This is a genomic window from Streptomyces sp. NBC_00376 (assembly GCF_036077095.1).
Taxonomy (GTDB): domain Bacteria; phylum Actinomycetota; class Actinomycetes; order Streptomycetales; family Streptomycetaceae; genus Streptomyces.
This window is the reverse complement of sequence record NZ_CP107960.1, coordinates 1820545-1839406: the sequence shown is the minus strand read 5'-3', so window position 1 is coordinate 1839406 and position 18862 is coordinate 1820545. Positions and strand designations below refer to the sequence as shown.

General features: G+C 71.0%; 17 protein-coding genes. 10 read left to right on the top strand and 7 right to left on the bottom strand.

Annotation, left to right across the window (positions count from 1 at the left end; translation table 11 throughout):
• Positions 1–37 precede the first annotated feature (37 nt).
• From OG842_RS08260 to OG842_RS08235, 6 genes are all read left to right on the top strand, one after another.
• Positions 38–364, top strand: coding sequence for a (2Fe-2S)-binding protein (locus tag OG842_RS08260; protein ID WP_266728904.1), 327 nt, complete (start codon positions 38–40; stop codon positions 362–364).
• Positions 345–1814, top strand: coding sequence for an FAD/NAD(P)-dependent oxidoreductase (locus OG842_RS08255; RefSeq protein ID WP_328512162.1), 1470 nt, complete (start codon positions 345–347; stop codon positions 1812–1814). Before OG842_RS08260 ends, OG842_RS08255 begins: the two co-directional genes overlap by 20 nt.
• 135 nt (positions 1815–1949) lie before the next feature.
• Positions 1950–2858: a dihydrodipicolinate synthase family protein gene (locus tag OG842_RS08250; protein WP_328512161.1), complete on the top strand. Its 909-nt coding sequence runs from the start codon at positions 1950–1952 to the stop codon at positions 2856–2858.
• A 159-nt stretch (positions 2859–3017) separates the two neighbouring features.
• A complete protein-coding gene (locus OG842_RS08245) occupies positions 3018–4019 on the top strand; it encodes a proline racemase family protein (RefSeq protein ID WP_328512160.1) in 1002 nt (333 codons plus the stop codon).
• Complete coding sequence (locus OG842_RS08240) at positions 4016–4960, top strand: ornithine cyclodeaminase family protein (RefSeq protein ID WP_266728897.1); 945 nt, start codon at positions 4016–4018, stop codon at positions 4958–4960. Before OG842_RS08245 ends, OG842_RS08240 begins: the two co-directional genes overlap by 4 nt.
• Positions 4961–5048: 88 nt before the next feature.
• Positions 5049–5777 carry a GntR family transcriptional regulator gene (locus OG842_RS08235; RefSeq protein ID WP_266728895.1) on the top strand — a complete coding sequence of 243 codons (729 nt, stop codon included), beginning with the start codon at positions 5049–5051 and terminating at the stop codon, positions 5775–5777.
• 189 nt (positions 5778–5966) lie between these two features.
• On the opposite strand, the gene OG842_RS08230 is transcribed toward OG842_RS08235, so the two are convergent.
• Positions 5967–7445 carry an aminopeptidase P family protein gene (locus OG842_RS08230; protein ID WP_266728893.1) on the bottom strand — a complete coding sequence of 493 codons (1479 nt, stop codon included), beginning with the start codon at positions 7443–7445 and terminating at the stop codon, positions 5967–5969.
• 358 nt (positions 7446–7803) lie between these two features.
• Between OG842_RS08230 and OG842_RS08225 the strand changes: the two genes are divergently transcribed.
• A complete protein-coding gene (locus OG842_RS08225) occupies positions 7804–10191 on the top strand; it encodes a M9 family metallopeptidase (RefSeq protein ID WP_443063971.1) in 2388 nt (795 codons plus the stop codon).
• 98 nt (positions 10192–10289) lie between these two features.
• On the opposite strand, the gene OG842_RS08220 is transcribed toward OG842_RS08225, so the two are convergent.
• Complete coding sequence (locus OG842_RS08220) at positions 10290–10679, bottom strand: barstar family protein (RefSeq protein WP_266728889.1); 390 nt, start codon at positions 10677–10679, stop codon at positions 10290–10292.
• 94 nt (positions 10680–10773) lie between these two features.
• Positions 10774–11172, bottom strand: a complete 399-nt coding sequence (locus tag OG842_RS08215; RefSeq protein ID WP_328512159.1) for a ribonuclease domain-containing protein — start codon at positions 11170–11172, stop codon at positions 10774–10776.
• A gap of 362 nt (positions 11173–11534) precedes the next feature.
• Here OG842_RS08215 and OG842_RS08210 point away from each other — a divergent pair, with 362 nt between their 5' ends.
• On the top strand, positions 11535–11897 hold the full coding sequence (locus OG842_RS08210) for an ATP-binding protein (protein WP_323185800.1): 363 nt from the start codon (positions 11535–11537) through the stop codon (positions 11895–11897).
• A gap of 37 nt (positions 11898–11934) precedes the next feature.
• Here OG842_RS08210 and OG842_RS08205 read toward each other — a convergent pair whose 3' ends face one another.
• Together OG842_RS08205 and OG842_RS08200 are read right to left on the bottom strand one after the other, a co-directional pair.
• Complete coding sequence (locus tag OG842_RS08205) at positions 11935–13008, bottom strand: DUF2637 domain-containing protein (RefSeq protein WP_266728884.1); 1074 nt, start codon at positions 13006–13008, stop codon at positions 11935–11937.
• A gap of 191 nt (positions 13009–13199) precedes the next feature.
• Positions 13200–14048 carry a (2Fe-2S)-binding protein gene (locus OG842_RS08200; protein ID WP_266728882.1) on the bottom strand — a complete coding sequence of 283 codons (849 nt, stop codon included), beginning with the start codon at positions 14046–14048 and terminating at the stop codon, positions 13200–13202.
• Between the two features lie 146 nt (positions 14049–14194).
• Here OG842_RS08200 and OG842_RS08195 point away from each other — a divergent pair, with 146 nt between their 5' ends.
• Positions 14195–14947, top strand: coding sequence for a GntR family transcriptional regulator (locus OG842_RS08195; RefSeq protein ID WP_266728880.1), 753 nt, complete (start codon positions 14195–14197; stop codon positions 14945–14947).
• A 52-nt stretch (positions 14948–14999) separates the two neighbouring features.
• Here OG842_RS08195 and OG842_RS08190 read toward each other — a convergent pair whose 3' ends face one another.
• Together OG842_RS08190 and OG842_RS08185 are read right to left on the bottom strand one after the other, a co-directional pair.
• Entirely contained in the window at positions 15000–15785 is a 786-nt protein-coding gene (locus OG842_RS08190) for a hypothetical protein (protein ID WP_266728878.1), read from the bottom strand.
• Positions 15786–15947: 162 nt separating this feature from the next.
• Positions 15948–17702 (bottom strand): PucR family transcriptional regulator, encoded by a 1755-nt coding sequence (locus tag OG842_RS08185; protein ID WP_328512158.1) that lies wholly within the window; start codon positions 17700–17702, stop codon positions 15948–15950.
• 268 nt (positions 17703–17970) lie between these two features.
• On the opposite strand from OG842_RS08185, the gene OG842_RS08180 reads away from it, so the two are divergent.
• Positions 17971–18861, top strand: coding sequence for an FAD binding domain-containing protein (locus OG842_RS08180; RefSeq protein ID WP_266728874.1), 891 nt, complete (start codon positions 17971–17973; stop codon positions 18859–18861).
• Position 18862 lies beyond the last annotated feature (1 nt).

Below are 18862 nucleotides of genomic sequence, written 5' to 3'. Positions count from 1 at the left end.
TGGAGAACGGGGCGCCCGTGCCCCAGGAGAGGACCCAGTGAGACGCACCCGCGCACGTACCCCCGCCGAACTCGTCGGGGCCGCGCCCGAACCGGAGTTCCAGCTGACCTTCGATGGCCGCCCGATCCGCGGACTGCCGGGCCAGACCATCGCCGCCGCACTCTGGTCGGCGGGCATCCTGACCTGGCGCACCACCCGGGTCAACGGCCGCCCGCGCGGCGCCTTCTGCGGTATCGGCGCCTGCTACGACTGCCTGGCCACCGTCAACGGCCGGCCCAACCAGCGTGCCTGCCTGCTGCCCGCGGGACCGGGCGACGCCATCACCACGCAGGAGGGCGACGGTCATGCCGCACTCGACGGATGAGCCCCGGGCGCGGGAGACCGACCGCGCCGCGATCGCCGTGGTGGGCGCGGGACCGGCGGGCCTGGCCGCAGCCGTCACCGCCGCCGACCACGGGCTCGACGTGATCCTGCTGGACGCGGCCGACGCACCCGGCGGGCAGTACTACCGCAGCCCGGCCGACGGGCTCGGCGCCACCAGGCCCGAGGCCCTGCACCACAACTGGCGCGCCTTCACGGAACTCTCCGCGCGGCTGGCCGCGCACCGCGACACCGGCACGATCCGCCACCTCACCCGCCACCAGGTGTGGACGGTCGAACGAACCGGTGACGGGGACTGGATCCTGCACGCGGTCACCGGGGAAGCCGACGAGGAGGCCCGTACCGCCGTCCGGGCCCGCCGGGTGATCCTGGCGACGGGCGCCCACGAGCGCCAACTCCCCTTTCCGGGCTGGACCCTTCCGGGAGTGGTGGGCGCGGCGGGTGCTCAGGCCATGCTCAAGTCCGGGCTGGCGTTGCCGGGGCGTCGCATCGTGGTCGCGGGCAGCGGGCCGCTGCTGCAGGCGGTCGCCGTCTCGCTGACGCGTGCGGGGGCACGCGTACCGGCACTGGTCGAAGCCGCCGGGTACGGGGCGTACGCGCGTGCTCCCCGGGTGCTGGCCGCCAACCCCGCCAAGGCGGCGGAAGGGGCCCGCTTCGGGGCGGAACTGGCCCGTGCCCGGGTCCGGGTGCTGAGCCACCGGGCGGTCACCGAGGTGCACGGCGACGAGCGGGTGGAGGCGGTGACCGTCAGCAGGGTGGACCGTCGATGGCGCCCCGTCGCGGGGACCGGCCGCCGGATCGCCTGCGACGCGCTCGCCGTGGGGCATGGGCTCGTGCCGCAGCTCGAACTCGCCGTGGCAGCCGGCTGCGGTACGCGCATGGGCCCTGACGGCACACACGCGGTCACCCTCGACGAACAGCTCAGGACCACCGTCCCCGGGATCTGGGCGGCCGGCGAGACCGGTGGCGTCGGCGGTGTGGAACTCGCCTTGTACGAAGGCGAGTTGGCAGCACTGTCCATCGCCCGTGAGGTACAGGGCGGAGTGCGGAGGCAGGAGGCGCGCAGAGCCGTCGCGCTGCGCCGCTCCCGCCGCCGTCTGCGGGCCTTCGCCGAGCTGATGGGGACCGTGCACCGGCCGGGGCCCGGCTGGAGCGAGTGGCTGACCGGCGACACGGAGGTCTGCCGCTGCGAAGAGGTCACCGCGGGCCGGATCCGTACGGCGTGCGAGGAGCTGGGAGCCGGTGACACCAGGACCGCCAAACTGCTCACCCGGGCCGGAATGGGATGGTGCCAGGGCCGGACGTGCGGATTCGCCGTCCGTGAACTGGCCGCCGCGCACGGCGCCGGGCGGGAGCCGGGCGGCCCGGACCGGCGCCCGCTGGCCTGCCCCGTGAAGCTTTCCACGCTCGCCGACCTGTCCGGCCCCGGGTAGACCGCGGGCGGTTCTCCAACCGGAGCCCGACGGCACGCCGTGACAGGTTCCCGCACACCACGGAACGTCGCGTCCACCTACTGTCCTCCGACTTTCCGCTACACCGTGACATGTCACACCTCTCAAGGAGCCACGATGCAGACGAACACCGACTCGCGCACCCGTCCCTGGCACGGGGTCATGGTCGCCACCCCGCTCACCCTGCGCGACGACTGCACCATCGACTACGACGCCTACGCCACCCATGTGCGCCAGCTCATCGAGGCGGGCTGCGACGGAGTGGTGCCCAACGGCTCACTGGGGGAGTACCAGACCCTGACCGACAACGAACGCGACGAGATCGTCCGGGTCGCCGTCGAAGCCGCGGGTGACGGCAGCCGCGTCATGCCGGGTGTCTCCGCGTACGGCAGCGCGGAGGCACGCCGCTGGACGGAACGGGCCGCCGAGGCGGGCGCCGGTTCCGTACTCCTTCTGCCGCCCAACGGCTACCGCTGCGACGATGCGGCGGTGCGCGCCCACTACGCCGACGTGGCCGAAGTCGGAGTGCCGGTCGTCGCGTACAACAACCCGTACGACACCAAGGTGGACCTGACTCCGGACCTGCTTGCCCGCCTCCACCAGGACGGCAGCATCGTGGCCGTCAAGGAGTTCACCGGTGACGTCCGCAGGGCGTACGAGATCGCCGAACGGGCGCCCGGCCTCGACCTGCTCGTGGGTGCCGACGACGTACTGCTGGAGCTGGCACTGGCCGGTGCCGTCGGGTGGATCGCGGGTTGTCCGAACATGTTGCCGTCCTCCTGCGTGGCTCTGTACCGGGCGGCAGTCACCGATGACATGGCAACTGCTCTGCCGCTGTACCGGGAACTGCACGAACTGCTGAGGTGGGACTCGAAGCCGGAGTTCGTCCAGGCCATCAAGGCGTCCATGGACGTCGCCGGCCGCCATGGCGGCCGTACCCGGCCGCCGCGGTTCCCGCTCCCCGCCGAAGACGCGGCCGCCGTACGCGCCGCGACTGAGAAGGCACTCGCCGAGGGCCTGCACTGAGACCGGCACCCGCCCATACGTCCGGGCTGAGCCGCGCCAGGCCCGGAACAGGCGCTGCCTGGTCCGGGAGCTGCCCGGCCCAGCCCGGCCCATCCTGTTTCTTCCCGTTCCTTCCCGTTCCCGCGTTCTCGTTCACGCCGTGACCAATCAGGGGGAGCCTTGCAGACACGTCACATTTTCCATGCCGTCGACTCACACACCGAGGGGATGCCCACCCGCGTCATCACCGGAGGCATCGGCACCATCCCCGGTGCGACGATGGCCGAACGGCGCAGCTACTTCCAGGAGCACCGGGACGCCGTACGCACCCTGCTCATGTACGAACCGCGCGGCCACGCCTCCATGAGCGGCGCGATCCTCCAGCCGCCCACCCGGCCGGACGCGGACTACGGAGTCCTCTTCATCGAGGTCTCCGGCTATCTGCCGATGTGCGGGCACGGCACCATCGGGGTGGCGACCGTTCTGGTGGAGACCGGCATGGTGGAGGTCATTGAACCCGTCACCACCGTGCGGCTGGACACCCCGGCCGGGCTCGTCAGCGTCGACGTACAGGTGAAGGACGGCGCCGCCACCGCCGTGACCATCACCAACGTTCCGGCGTTCAGCGTCGCGCTCGACCAGGTGGTCGACGTACCCGGCTACGGGAAGCTGCGCTACGACCTCGCCTACGGCGGGAACTTCTACGCGATGGTTCACCTCTCCGACCTCGGGCTGCCCTTCGACCGGGCGCGCAAGGACGACATCCTGGCCGCCGGGCTCGCCCTGATGGACGCGGTCAACGCCACCGACCGGCCCGTCCACCCGGAGAACCACGACATCCACGGCCTCAAGCACGTGCAGTGCATCGCACCCGGGTCCGATGCCCGCCACTCCCGGCACGCGATGGCCATCCACCCCGGCTGGTTCGACCGCTCGCCCTGCGGGACCGGCACCTCGGCCCGTATGGCGCAGCTGCACGCACGCGGTGAACTCCCCCTGAACACCGACTTCGTGAACGAGTCCTTCATCGGCACCTCGTTCACCGGACGTCTCGTCCAGGAGACCACCGTGGGCGGACTGCCGGCCGTGGTCCCCACCGTCACCGGCCGCGCCTGGATCACCGGTACCGCACAATTCTTCCTGAACCCGTCCGACCCCTTTCCCGAAGGATTCCTGCTGTGAACCTGCCCCTGCTCGGCGCCGCCGACATCGAGGCCCTGGGACCGACCGGAGCCGTGGACGCACTGGAGGCGGCGCTGCGCGGGGGCCTGGATCCGGAGACGGCCCCCGCCCGGCACCATGTCACGGTGCCCGGCGGGGAGCTGCTGATCATGCCCGCCACCACCCAGCAGGTGACCGGCGTGAAGATCGCCGGGGTGGCCCCGGCCAACCCGGCGCGCGACCTGCCCCGGATCACCGGAAGCTATCTGCTGCTCGACGCCCCCACCCTGCTGCCGCTCGCCCTGCTGGACGGGGCCGCGCTCACCACCCTGCGCACCCCGGCCGTGTCCGCGCTCGCGATCCGCCACCTCACCGGGCCCGTCGTGCGCCACCTCGTGCTCTTCGGAACGGGCCCCCAGGCGTACGCGCACCTGACGGCGGTGCTCGCGGAACGCCAGGTCGAACGGATCACCGTCGTCGGTCGCAATCCGCAGCGGGCCGACGCGCTGGCAGCGCATGCCCGTCGACTCGGGACGGACGCCCGTACGGCGGAGGCGCCCGGCGCCAAGGAGGTCTCCACGGCCGACCTGGTGCTCTGCTGCACTACCTCCGCCACTCCGCTGTTCGACGGCGCCCTCGTACCGGACGGGGCGACGGTCGTCGCGGTCGGCTCGCACACCCCCGATGCCCGGGAGGTCGACACCGCGCTGGTGGCCCGCTCCGCCGTCTTCGTCGAAGCACGGTCGGCGGCGCTGTCCGAGGCGGGCGATCTGCTGATCCCGATGGCGGAGGGGGCCTTCCGGGCCGAGGACATCCACGGCAACCTCGCCGAGCTGGTGACCGGTCGCGCCCCCGGCGGAGAGTCGGCCCGTTTCGAGGGCCCCCGGTTCTTCAAGAGCGTCGGAATGGGCTGGGAGGACCTCGCCGTCGCCGCCGCGGTGCACCGGGATTCGGCGCCCTGAGCGAGTTGTCCACAGCTCCGGAGCGACGGGACCTGACGGAAACGTGACATTGTATTCTGAGGCCCCGCACGGTGCTGGAGGAACAGATATGGCCCGCCTGACGACGCTCAACGCCATCTCCGCGCAGGAGCACTTGCGTGACCAGGTGGCCAACGCCCTCAGGGCGGCCCTGATCGCAGGGGAGCTCCGTCCGGGCGTGATCTACTCCGCTCCCGCGCTCGCCGCCGACTTCGGGGTGTCCGCCACCCCGGTCCGCGAGGCCATGCTCGACCTGGCACGTGAGGGCCTGGTCGAAGCCGTACGCAACAAGGGCTTCCGGATAACGGAGTTGACCGAACAGGACCTGGACGACTTCACCGAGTTGCGGGTGATGATCGAGGTTCCCACCATCGGCCGCATCGCCCGGATGGGCAGGACCAAGGAGCTGGAGGCGCTGCGGCCACTCGCCCAGGCGATCGTCGCGGCCGCCGCCGAGCACGACATCCTCGGCTACCTGGAGGCCGACCGCCGCTTCCATCTCGAACTGCTCGGCCTGGCGGGGAACCGCCGCTTGGTGGAGGAGGTCGGCAATCTGCGCAAGCGGTCGCGTCTGTTCGGGCTCAACCGGCTCGACGAATCCGGGCTGTTGGTCCAGTCCGCGGAGGAGCATGCCCAGCTGCTCGACGTCCTGATCGCGGGCGATGCGGAGCGCGCGGAGCGGTGCATGCTGGGTCATATGTCACATGTCAGGAATCTCTGGGCCGAGGATGAACCCAACGGTACGGGCGCAGGTGGCAAGCGGATCAGAAGCGTAAGGATGCCGGCCGCAGAGGCCTGATCCGCAGCCCGCAGCCCGCAGTCCGCAGTTCGCCGATCGGCATTCGCCGCTCCTCTGCGGAAGGCCTGGATCGGCGGCTGACCCACCCTTCAACGGCCCCCACCGGGCGGCCGTTGAAGGGATGAACGGCCCGGCTCTCAGACCGGGCTATCGGGCCCGGCTCTCATGCCCAGGTCTCAAGCTCAGGTCTCATACCTGGGACTCCAGCAGCGAGCCCATCCACTCCTCGATCCCGTCGACGGTGCGCGGCAGCGCGGACGACATGAGGCGGGCGCCGTCGGCGGTGATCACGAGGTCGTCCTCGATCCGCACCCCGATCCCGCGCAGCGCCCGGGGCAGCGTCTCGTCGTCGGGCTGGAGGTAGAGCCCTGGTTCCACCGTCAGTACCTGACCGGGCTCCAGGCGTCCGTCCAGATAGGTGTCGGCACGTGCCTGCGCACAGTCGTGCACGTCCATGCCGAGCATGTGACCGCTGCTGCAGAGCGTGTACCGCCGGTAGAAACCGTTGTCCGCGTCGAGCGCCTCGTCCGCGGACATCGGCAGCACGCCCCACTCGTGCAGCCCTTCGGCGATGACCCGCATGGCCGCCAGATGGAAGTCACGGAACCGCGCCCCCGGACGCAGCGCCGCGATGCCCGCGTCCTGTGCGCGGAGCACCAGCTCGTAGACCGTTCGCTGAACGGGGGAGAAGCGGCCGGACAGCGGCAGGGTGCGGGTGATGTCGGCCGTGTAGAGCGAGTCGGTCTCCACCCCGGCGTCCAGCAGCAGCAACTGATCGCGTTCCAGCGGGCCGTCGTTGCGGATCCAGTGCAGTACGCAGGCGTGCGCACCGGCTGCGGCGATCGTGGAGTAGCCCGGACCGTTCCCCTCCAGCCGGGCCCGGAGATCGAAGACGCCCTCGATGCAGCGTTCGCCGCGCGGGTGGAGCAGCGCCTGCGGCAGGCTGCGCACCACGTCCTCGAAGCCGAGCGCCGTGGCATCGACGGCCAGCTGCAACTGGCCGGTCTCCCAAGGGTCCTTCACGAGCCGGAGCTCACTGAGCACCGCTTCGAGCCCGGCCGGTGCCGAGCGCCCGAGCGGGAACCCGCGGCAGGAACGCAGGAGTTCGTCGACCGACGGGTCCACGCCGGCCAGTACCCGCACCGGTGGCTGCGGCCCGGTCAGCAGCTTCTCCCAGGCGTCCAGATGTGCGCAGCGGATGCCGGTCAGACGGGCTGCCTCCGCGAGGTCGGGCCTGCGCCCGACCCAGAACTCCCCGTACCTGCGGTCGCGGTAGAACTCCTGCCCGGTGCGGGGTGACCGGGGCCGCAGGTACAGCACCGCTTCGTGCCGCTCGTCGCCGTCCGGTTCGAGTACGAGGACGTGACCGGCCTGGTCCTCGCCGGTGAGGCCGGTGAGCCAGGCGTAGCCGGTGTGCGGCCGGAACCGGTGGTCGGTGTCGTTGGAGCGGACCGCGAGCGCGCCCGCCGGAATGATCAGCCGCTCGCCGGGGAAGCGGGCGGCCAGCCGGGCCCGGCGGGCCGGGGTGGCGTCGATGGAGGGGACACGAAGGTCCGTCGGCAGCGGGGACTTGGCCCACCCGGTGCTCATGAAGGAGTCCAGGGCGGGTGACACCGGCAGATCGTGGCTGCCGGTGCGGGGCGCGGAGAAGGAACGGGACACGGGCATTGCTCCTCGGGGGCTCTGTGGGACCGGGGTCGGGGGCCGGGGCCGGGGCCGGAATTCCGGCTTTCCGGGGACGAGGGGCCGCGCTGGTGGGGAACCGGTGGTGGTGGCCGGCGCGTTCGGGGCCGCCTGTCATATCCCCTGCTGCGACGAGAAGTTGTCGCGCGGATGAATGTGTGTGAGAGGGGTTCCAAAGAACATGTGACATGTGCCATTGTACAGCGCGCAAGGGGAAAGGAACCGTGCTCATGCCACGACGTGAGTGCAGTTCAGGCCTTCAAACCCGGTCGGTCACCGACCTCTTGCATTCCCCCACAACCGCGCCGTGTTGCGCGGTCACCACTCCGCTGGGAGGCGGCACGTGAAGAACCTGAGGGTTCGGCAAAAAATAACCGGATTGTCCACTGTGGTCCTGGCAGCATGCCTGGGCGTGGGCCTGTTCACGGCACCGAGCCAGGCCGTTGAGCAACGCCCCGCCGCGTCGACCGCGCCCGCCCACTTCTTGGACGCCGCCCAGAAGCGGACGGAACCCCGGACCGAGGACCCCGGCGGCCCCACCGCCGAGGCGCTGACGGCACCCGCCGACGATGCCGCTCACGTCGAACGCAAGTCGCTCAAGGCCGCCGACCGGCCGCCGCTGTCCGCGTCCAAGGACGCGCTCAAGAGGGACTACGACGACCCGGCCAGCGTGCTTCCGAGCCACCTGGCACCTTCGATGAAGGCCGAGAAGCGGGCCCGCGCCAAGAAGTCCGGCCGGGCCGCGGCCGAGTGCAACACCACCGATTTCACCAACAACACCGGAAGCGCCCTGGTCGAGAAGGTCAAGGCGGCGACCACCGACTGCGTCAACACGCTGTTCCGTCTCAAGGGCCAGGACGGCTACAACGCCTTCCGCGAGGACCAGATGGTCACCATCGCCGATGCGATGCGCGACGCGTCGGCCTCCTATCCCGGTGACGGCAGCACCGGCATGCCCCAGCTCGTTCTCTTCCTCCGGGCCGGCTACTACGTGCAGTACTACGACCCCGACACCGTCGGGGAGTACGGGCCGCGCCTGCGCACGGCCATTCAGGGCGCGCTCGACGGCTTCTTCGGCTCCTCGCACGCCTTCGACGTCACCGACGCCAACGGCGAGAGCCTGTCCGAGGCGATCATCCTGATCGACAGCGCCGAGGAGAACGCCCGCTACCTGAACATCGTCAAGCGGATGCTGGCCGGCTACGACGCGTCGTACAACAGCTCCTGGTACATGGTCAACGCCGTGAACAGCGTGTACACGGTCATGTTCCGCGGTCACCAGGTGCCCGAGTTCATCAGCGCCATCGAGGCCGACTCCAGCGTGCTGAACTCCCTGCACGACTTCGCCGCGAACCACCTCGACCTGCTGGGCACCAAGCAGTCGTTCCTGGCCTCCAACGCGGGACTCGAGCTCGGCCGCTTCCTCAAGGAGGACTCGCTGCGCGCCAAGGCGAGCCCGCTCGCGATCGACTTGATGGGCAAGAGCTCCATCGACGGCCCCACCGCCTCGCTCTGGGTCAATCTGGCCAAGATGGTCGACGCCTACGACAAGGACAACTGCGCGGCCTACGGCGCCTGTGACCTCGCGGAGCGTCTCGAGAAGGCCGTCCTGCCGGTGAAGCACACCTGTAGCGACAGCATCACCATCCGGGCGCAGGACATGACCGCGGAGGAACTCGAAGCCAGCTGCACCAGCCTGCGCAACCAGGACGCCTACTTCCACGAGGTGGCCCGGGACAACGGGGCTGTCGCCGACGACAACAACAAGACCATCGAGGTCGTCGCCTTCAACTCCAGCACCGACTACCAGACCTACGCCGGTGTGATCTTCGGCATCGACACCAACAACGGCGGCATGTACCTGGAGGGCGACCCCAAGGCCGAGGGCAACCAGCCCCGGTTCATTGCCTACGAGGCCGAGTGGGCCCGCCCCGACTTCCAGATCTGGAACCTCAACCACGAGTACACGCACTACCTCGACGGCCGCTTCAACATGTACGGCGACTTCGGTGCCGGAATGACCACGCCGACCGTCTGGTGGGTCGAGGGCTTCGCGGAGTTCGTCTCCTACTCGTACCGCAAGCTCGACTACGAGGCCGCCATCGCCCAGGCTGCGAACCGCACCTACACCCTGCGCACACTGTTCGACACCACCTACGACAACGCCGACCAGACCCGCGTGTACAACTGGGGCTACCTGGCCGTCCGTTACATGCTCGAATCCCACCGTTCCGACGTCGACACCCTGCTCGGCCTCTACCGCAAGGGTGACTGGGACGGCGCCCGAACCCTGCTCACGTCGACCATCGGCAGCCGTTACGACGCCGACTGGAACACCTGGCTGGCGGCCTGCGCGGCCGGTGCCTGCGGCGGCGGGTCCACCAACCCGCCCGGCGAGATCACCGAGTGCAAGGACGCCGACACCAGGATGCTGGGCCAGAACTGCATGCGCAGCGCGCTGAAGGCCGTCAAGGGCGACTACGCCTACCTGGCCGTCGTCATCCCGGCCGGCACCACCCAGTTGAAGATCACCGCGTCCGGCGGCACGGGTGACGCCGACCTCTACTACAGCGCGAAGGAGTGGGCGACCACCAAGGTCTACACCGACAAGTCCGTCGGGGCGGGCAACGAGCACACCCTGACCGTCAACAACCCGACGCCGGGCTACCACTTCATCAGCCTCTACGGCAACGAGGCGTTCGACGGCGCCAAGGTCACCACCGAGTTCTGATCCCTACGACCCCCATGGTGCCGGCCGGCCGAGTGATGACCCCGCTCGGCCGGCCGGTGCCGTCCTCCGGTTCTCGTCCGCCGGACACGGCCCGGGATTCACCCGAGCCGCAGCGTGCCGGGCGTCGCGCCGTCCGCCAGGATCTCCACGATCAGGTCGAAGAGCGTCGGCCCCCGCCCGGCCAGGGCCTCGTCGAGCCGCTTCCGGGTCGCGGGCCGGTTGGTGGGATGCACCCGCTCCAGGCGTCGCCGAAGATGGCGGGCCGTCTCCTCATGGCCCAGGGCCCGTGCGGAGAGTGCGTGATCCCGCCACTCGAAGACGAAGTCGCCGTCGTCGGGCGTGCCCATGCCGCCGCCGAGACAGTCCGCGAGGGCGTCGAGGTTGCGGCCGAAATAGCCGCCGGGGCCGTTCACGGCCTCGCCGATCACTTTCCAGAACTGCTCCAGGCCGGTGACCCGGGAACCTTCGATCACATAGGTCACGGTCATGGGTGGAGCGTACAAGTCCGTATGTCTGCTCCGGTCCGTGATCCGCGCCGCAGGTGGGGGGCTACGGCGCGGATCGGTCCGGAGGGGCCGGGCTTCAGCAGCCCTGGTCGATCAGGTCGAAGGTGGCGTAGTGGTCGCTGGTGTAGTAGTCCTCCTGAGCCCGCTCGCCGGTGACGACCCGACGCGCACCGCGGGTCGGGGAGTTGGGCGTGATGACCGTGTACTCGTGGTAGTAGCCGGTGCTCTGGCCGGGCAGGACGCCTTCACGGTTCTGGAAGACGGCGCCGTCCTGCGAGTACGGGAACGGGCCGCCGGCATCGATCAGGTCGAGGGTGTCGTGTGCCTGGGAGGGCAGCGCCGAGTAGCAGATGCTGCCCACCGAGTCGGTGGACGGGCTCGAGGCGGTGGCCGAGGTGACCGGGCCGCCGACGAGGAGGACGGACAGGAGGGCGGCCGCGCCACCGAGCGTGGTGATCCGTGGGGGGATTCGCATAGCCCCCATGATGACGCGCGTAGACACGGTCCCGTCAACGCCAACCAATGTGAATTTTTTGGAAGTTAACCCGGGGGCAGGAAATGTGACGGACTGATGTCCGGGTGTCTGCGGGCCGGTACCGGTCCTCTGTTCACTTATTGATGAGTCGACAAGCGTGGCGGCCCGTCAGCGGGGCATGCATCCCGTGAACGTGTTCAGCGAAGAAGCCGACAACGGGACGACGGACCACGAGCAGGGGGCGATGCACTGTGCAGGCGGGGGAGACGATGGAGCGTCAGGGAGATGCCGATTCCATGAACGGCGAGGCCTCGCACGAACAAGGGGCGCAGGACCGGCAGCCGGTCCGGCTGCATCGCAGACTGGCCCACACCGATCTGGCGGCGGTGGGCGAAGCCAGGTGTGCGTTAAGGGAGTTCCTGCGCTACCGGTGGAAGGAGGAACCGGCCCAGGTGGCGGAGCTCCTGCTCAGTGAGCTGGTGACCAACGCGCTGATCCACACCCGGTACGGCGCGGTCGTCACGGCGAGTGTGGCTCCCGCCAAGTTGCGGGTGGAAGTACGGGACTTCGTGTCCGGACTGCCCCTGTCGTACGTACCGAACGCCGACGACGGTACGCATGGCCGGGGACTGTTCCTGGTGCAGAGTCTCGCGGACGCCTGGGGGGTCGCCGCCCATGCGCTGGGCAAGGTCGTCTGGTTCGAACTGGACGGCGAAAGGCCCTGACGGACCGGAAGGGACCGGGCCGTCAGGGCCGTCGGCTTCAGCCGAACTGCTGCTCCAGATCTTTCAGTTTCTGCTCCAGCGAGTCGAGCCGGGGCAGCGCCTGGGTGTCGTCCTCGGCGGTGAGGTCGACGGTGACCGGATCATCCGGGCTCCGGTCCGAGGTGCCGGTACTCGGGCCCGCCACGGCTTGCAGGGATGGCCGGGGGCGCAGAGGCAGTTGTCCCGGCCCGGATATGGCGGGCTCCACGACGGACGGTGCGGTGCCCGTCGTGGCGGGGAGGGCCTGGACATCCACCTGGGTGCCGCGGCCGACCCGGCGCCAGGCCCGGTTCTGCCGGTTCAGCGCCTTGATGTGGGCCCGGTCCAGCTTCTCCTGGTCCTTCCTGCGGAGACGGTTCTGCTCCTTCTCCCGCCTGTCCTCACGTACCTCGTCGACCGCCTCGTCCAGGGTGCGTACGCCTTCCAGCAGCATCAGCGACCAGGCGCCGAAGGTCTCCCGGGGGGCGCGCAGCCACCGTACGATCCGGATCTGCGGCAGCGGGCGGGGTACCAGGCCCTGCTCGCGCAGCGCGGCCCGGCGGGTCTGCTTCAGTGCCCGGTCGAAGAGCACGGCCGCCGAGAGCGACATCCCGGCGAAGAAGTGCGGGGCGCCCGCGTGGTCGATCCCGCGCGGCGCGTGCACCCAGTTGAACCAGGCGGCGGCGCCGGCGAACGTCCACACGAGCAGGCGCGAGCCGAGCGCCGCGTCCCCGTGGCTGGCCTCGCGCACCGCCAGTACGGAACAGAACATGGCCGCCCCGTCGAGGCCGAACGGGACGAGGTACTCCCAGCCCCCGGAGAGGCCGAGGTTCTGCTCGCCGAAGCCGACGAGCCCATGGAAGGAGAGCGCGGCGGCGACCGCCGCGCAGCAGAACAGCAGGACGTACGAGGCGGTGGCGTACAAGGCCTCCTTGCGCCTGCGGCGCTCCTCGCTGCGTTCCCAGCTGTCGTCGGCCGCGGACGTGTCAGCGGCGCGCTTGCCGCGTGCGACCACCGCCACCGCCGCCAGGACTCCCACGAGCAGCACGGCGCCCGGAAGCAGCCAATTCAGCGATATGTCGGTCAGTCTCATGCGCGGTCCCTTGCATTGCGTAGGGCATTTCGGGCGCCATGATTGCCGAAACCCCCACATGCACATGGGGGTTTCGGGGCAAGAGAACGCCATTGGGTCGGCACGGCGTGCGGATGACGGGGATCCGGTCGAATGACCGTACGCGGCCGACAGGTTGCGTTCGAATTGTACTACTCGCCTGATGGTGTTGATCAGTGAGTCGGCGTCAGCTTCCGTACCCGGTCGGCATCGCAGGTACGCGGGCAGGTGACGCACGTGTCCTCGGGGCGCAGCGTGTAGAAGAGGCAGCAGCTCGCCCGGTCGCGGGTGGGCAGCGACTCGCCGTCCGGCCCGGTCAGTTCACGGAAGCCCGCGGAGCCGACGTACGGCTTCGTGGTGCCCGGCAGCAGCGCCTCCAGCTCGCTCATCGCCCGCTGCTCCTCATCGAGCAGATGGGCGATGTACCAGAGGCCCTCGACGATCTCGTCCGTCGCCATGCCCCACAGCGCGCGCCTGCCGCGCCGCATCCGGGGCCCGAAGCCGTCGAGCACCGGGCCGATGTGGTCGGCCACCGCCGCGAGCACCTCGGCCCGCAGCGCGGCCTCGTCGGGCACCACGCGGGCGCCCGGCAGTGCGGCGGCCGGATCGTCCGGCAGGCAGGCGAACTCCCGCACCCGGAGCGTCAGATGGCCCAGCGCCCGCTGGAACGCCACGTCTTCGACGGGGATCCGGGGCACCCGCCGGTGCAGGAACCAAGGCACCGTCACCAGCAGGCAGGCGGGCCAGGCGTAGCGGTGCAGCCCGAAACTGGCGACCACGTCGGGGCGGGGCTGCTGACCGTAGTCCCGGACCACCTGGGCGTGGTCCCAGTCGAGGAAGGTGTCCAGTGCCTGGCCGCCCGCCGCTAGCTCGTCCGCACCCACCCAGCCGGCACCGCAGGGAGCGGTCTCGTCGTCCGCGAGCACCTGGGCGCGCAGTCCGGGAAAGACCTCGGCGAGGCGCGCGTACGCGTCCGTCACAGCGGACGCCGTGGTGCCGGGAAGCAGGGCGGGGAGTGTCATGCAGGGACCACCGAATCGCGACCGTTTGCAGGTAAGCCTTACCTTACCCGAACGGATCGATGTTTGAACTGCGGTCTCCTGCGCCTATCGTGCACAAGGGGCATGGCGCACGCGAGCCGCGCCCACGGCAGGCCGAGGAGGTCCGAGTGGAGCAGGGCAGAGCGCGTGAGGCGTACGACACCGCCGTGCCCGCGACCGCCCCGGCGGCGGTCGTCCGGGTGCCCGAGCAGGCACGTGGCGAGCACACCCACAGCGAGCCGCCCGCCCCGCGGGCGGCGGTGCAGCGGCACTCCGTGCGCGGCCAGATCCTTGAGGCGCTGCGCGCCGCACTGGTCGACGGCCGGCTGGAGCCGGGACAGGTCTACTCGGCACCGGCTCTGGGCACCAGGTTCGGGGTCTCCGCCACCCCGGTGCGCGAGGCGATGCAGCAGCTGGCCATCGAGGGCGCCGTCCAGGTCGTGCCGAACCGAGGGTTCCGGGTGTCCGAGCGCGGCCCGCGCCAGCTTGCCGAGCTGGCCGAGGTGCGGGCCCTGATCGAGGTCCCCGTGATGCTGCGGCTGGCCCGTACCGTCCCGCCCGGCACCTGGTGCGCCCTGCGCCCGCTGGCCGACGCGACGGTGGCCGCCGCGGCCGTGGGCGACCGGGCGAGCTACGCCGAGTCCGACCGGGCCTTCCACGGCGCGGTCCTCGCGCTCTGCGGGAACGAGCAGCTGGTGCAGGTCGCCGATGAGCTGCACCGCCGCTCCCAGTGGCCGCTGGAGGGCAACCCCGCCACCCGCCGCGCCGACCTCCTCGCCGACGCCGGCGAACACACCGCGCTGCTCGACGCGCTGATCGCCCAGGACCTGCCCGTCGTGCAGTCGCTCGTGCGGGAACACTTCAACGGCGCCGAGGGCTGACCGGCGGAGGACCGGCCGCCCGCCAGGCCGGCCCTCCGATCGCCGGTCGGCCTCAGTTGGCCTCGACCGTCTCCGCGGGAGGCGGGTCCAGATGGGGGGCGAGCCACGTCGGCACGCCCCCGAGCAGCCGGAACAGCCGGCCCGCCTCGGCGCGCAGCCGGGTTGCGAGCTCCGGCTCCGGCTCGGAGTCCGCGAGGGCGATGAGGGCCGGAGCCGTACCGATCAGGTAGCCCAGTTCCTCCCTGATCCGCAGGGACTCCGCGAAGCCGTGCCTGGCCTCCGCGACTTCACCCTCGCGCAGGGACAGCAGGGCTAGGTGGCGCCAGGTGGAGGAGAGCAGCAGCGCGTCGCCCTGGGCGGTGGCCCCGGCGTGGGCCCTGCGGTACGCGGCACGGGCGGCCTGCGGCGAATCGGCGATGTTCTGCGCGATCAGGCCCCGCCGGAAGTCCAGCAGGGGACGGCCCGGCGCGGACGGGGCGAGCAGCGCGGCGGCCCGGCTCAGGGCGACGCTGGCCTCGTCGGCCCGGTCGCGTACCCCAAGGAGTGTCGACGCGTAGGCCAGATGGCCGCGTTCACAGGCGGCCGCGCCGCGTTCGGCGTCGTCGTGGGCCAGCGCCTCCGCCGTGCGCAGGGCGTCCTCGGCGTCGGTCCAGCCCTTTCCGGTGTACAGGCACCGCTCGGTCAGCAGGGCGGTCCGCTGGAGCGCGGCGGCCGGATCGGTGTGGGCGCCGGGTTCGAGCAGCGCGGCGGCGTCCGTCCAGCAGGCGCGTGACCGCAGCCGCCATACCGCTGTCTGGAGCGGCGGATCGTCATCTGCTGTCGTTCCGGAACCAGACATGGCGGTATGCGCCACATTGCCCTCCCCGAGCGCGCCATCGAGCTGTTGAGTCTGGCGGCATCTCAGCACGGATCCGCATGCCGGGCCAAGGGTTCGTTCAATCTCAGGTGAAAGATTTCACAAACGAACGGAGCCGCCAACGGCCGTGACAGGGCCGGGAGATCAGCTCATACGCAGGGCGAGGAAGAAATCGAGCTTGTCCTCCAGCCGGGAAAGGTCACGTCCCGTCAACTGCTCGATTCGTCCGACCCGGTAGCGCAGCGTGTTGACGTGCAGGTGGAGCCGGGCCGCGCAGCGGGTCCACGAACCGTCGCAGTCCAGGAACGTCTCCAGCGTCGGGATCAGCTCCGCGCGGTGGCGCCGGTCGTAGTCGCGCAGCGGATCGAGCAGACGTGCGGTGAACGCGCGGCGCACGTCGTCCGGTACGAACGGCAGCAGCAGCACGTGCGAGGCCAGCTCGTGGTGGCCGGCCGCGCAGACCCGGCCGGGGCGGGCCGCCGCCACCCGGCGGGCGTGCCGGGCCTCCTCCAGCGCGCCGCGCAGTCCCTCGGGCGAATGGACGGCCGCGCTGACCCCCAGGGTCAGCCGTCCGTCGTCGGCGAGGCCCGCGGAGAGCGGTTCGCGGACGGCGGCGAGCAGTACATCGGCATGGAGCGCCGCATCCCCGTCCGCCGGCCCCTCGGCATGCTCGGCGTCCCGGTCCGGCGCGGGCGCGCCGAGGGCGGGCAGCGGCACGAGGGCGACGGCCTCCTCGCCCGTATGGGCGACCGCGATCCGGTCCGCCGTGTCGGGGCCGGTGACCGCGGGGTCGACCAGGATCTCCTCCAGCAGCGCCTGGGCGACCGGGCCGCCCGCGATGTCGGAGCCGGAGGAGCCGGGGCCCGCCGGGGTGCCGGTGGCGGACCGGCCCTCCGTGTCGCCCCACTCGACCCGCGCCACCACGACCTGCCAGTGCGGGGCCGTCCCGAGGCCCGGCAGCAGCACCGGGGCCGCGACGCGCAGCCTGGCGGCTATCTCGGCCGGCGGGGCACCCGTCTGGACCAGCTCCAGGACCTCCTGGGCGAGCCTGCGGCGTACCGTACGGGCCGCGTCGCGCCGGTCCCGCTCGACGGCGATCAGCTGGGTGACGCCCTGGAGCAGGTCCAGGCGGGCCGGCGGCCAGTCGCTCGCGTCCGCCTCGACCGCGAGCAGCCAGTCCGAGAGCACCGACTCACGGACGTCGCGGGAGGCCGGGAGGGCGCCGCGGCCGGTGTTCCGGATCGGGAAGAGCGAATACGTGGTGCCTTCGACCGTGGCCCGGTGCGGGGCGCGGCGGCCGGTCCGGGTGGCGGCCAGATGATGGCCCGCGAGCGCGGCGCCGACCGGTCCGGGCAGTGACGTTTCACCGGCGCCCGCGATCTGCCGCCCGGTGGGGGAGAGCACCCAGGCGTGCAGGTCGAGGTCGGATCCGAGCAGATCCAGGACCACCTCGGGACCGCCGCCCGCCGGGCCCGAGGTCATCAGCCTGCGGTGCCGGTCCACCACCGCCGCCAGATCGCCCGCCCGCTCACCGGACACCTGGCGCACCACATGCTCGGTGATCGTTGCGAACGCAACGGTCTCATTGACGGCGAAGAGCGGCAGCCGGTGGCGCGTACAGGCCTCCACCAGATCGCCGGGGATGTCGCCCAGCTCCGCCTCGCCCGCCGCGAGCCCGGCGACGCCGGCCCCTGCCAGGATCCGTACGAACGGCTCCGAGTCCGCCGCGTCCCGGCGCCAGGCCAGACCCGTGAGGACCAGCTCGCCGCCCGACAGGTAGCGGCTGGGATCCCGCAGGTCGGTGGTCATCACGCCGCGGACCGTGCGGTCCAGCTCGTCCTCGCCGCCGAGCAGCCGCAGGCCCAGCGCGTCGGTCTCCAGCAGTGCGCGCAGCCGCATCTCGTCGCCGCCGATCTCTTTCGTTGGTGCGGGTGAAAACTGGGTATTGCGGTGAGGTCACCGCTCCCCGCCATTCGTTCGAATCTACAAGACGAAGAGATCGACCAGCCAACTCCTTCATGTTTTCGGTGACTGCACCGAGTGGAGCACGGCTTGTGTACTAGGCCCCACGCCGCGTTAACAACACATGAACGCCGGAACGACCAGTCGAGGGCCGGCCGCATCCCGCCCCCAGTGAACGACCCGATTGAGAAGAAGAGAGCCACTCATGGACTTCCTTCGCCCCGCCGGCTGGGAGGAGGCGCTCGCCGCCAAGGCCGAGCACCCGACAGCTGTGCCCATCGCGGGTGGCACCGATGTGATGGTCGAGATCAACTTCGACCACCGGCGGCCCGAGTACCTCCTGGACCTGAACCGCATCGGAGAGCTGACCGAGTGGGAGGTGGGCCAGGAGAACGTACGGCTCGGTGCCTCCGTACCGTACAGCCACATCATGGAGCACCTGCGGGCCGAACTGCCCGGACTGGCGCTCGCCTCGCACACCGTCGCCTCGCCGCAGATCCGCAACCGCGGCGGCGTCGGTGGCAACCTGGGCACCGCCTCGCCCGCCGGTGACGCCCACCCGGCCCTGCTCGCCGCGGGCGCCGAGGTCGAGGCCGAATCCGTACGCGGAACCAGGATGATCCCGATCGACGCCTTCTACACCGGCGTCAAGCGCAACGCCCTCGCACCGGACGAGCTGATCCGGGCCGTGCACATCAAGAAGGCCGACGGGCCCCAGCAGTTCTCCAAGGTCGGTACCCGCAACGCGATGGTCATCGCCGTCTGCGCCTTCGGCCTGGCCCTGCACCCCGAGACCCGCACGGTGCGCACCGGAATCGGATCGGCCGCCCCCACGCCCGTACGGGCGAAGGAGGCCGAGGAATTCCTGAGCGCCGCGCTGGAGGAGGGCGGGTTCTGGGACAGCCGCAAGATCATCACGCCGTCCGTCGCCAAGCAGTTCGCCGCGCTCGCCGCCGGCGCCTGCAACCCGATCGACGACGTGCGCGGCACCGCGAGCTACCGCCGGCACGCGGTCGGGATCATGGCCCGCCGGACCCTCGGCTGGACCTGGGAGTCGTACCGCGGCAACGGCCGCAGCACCGAAGGAGCTGCCTGAT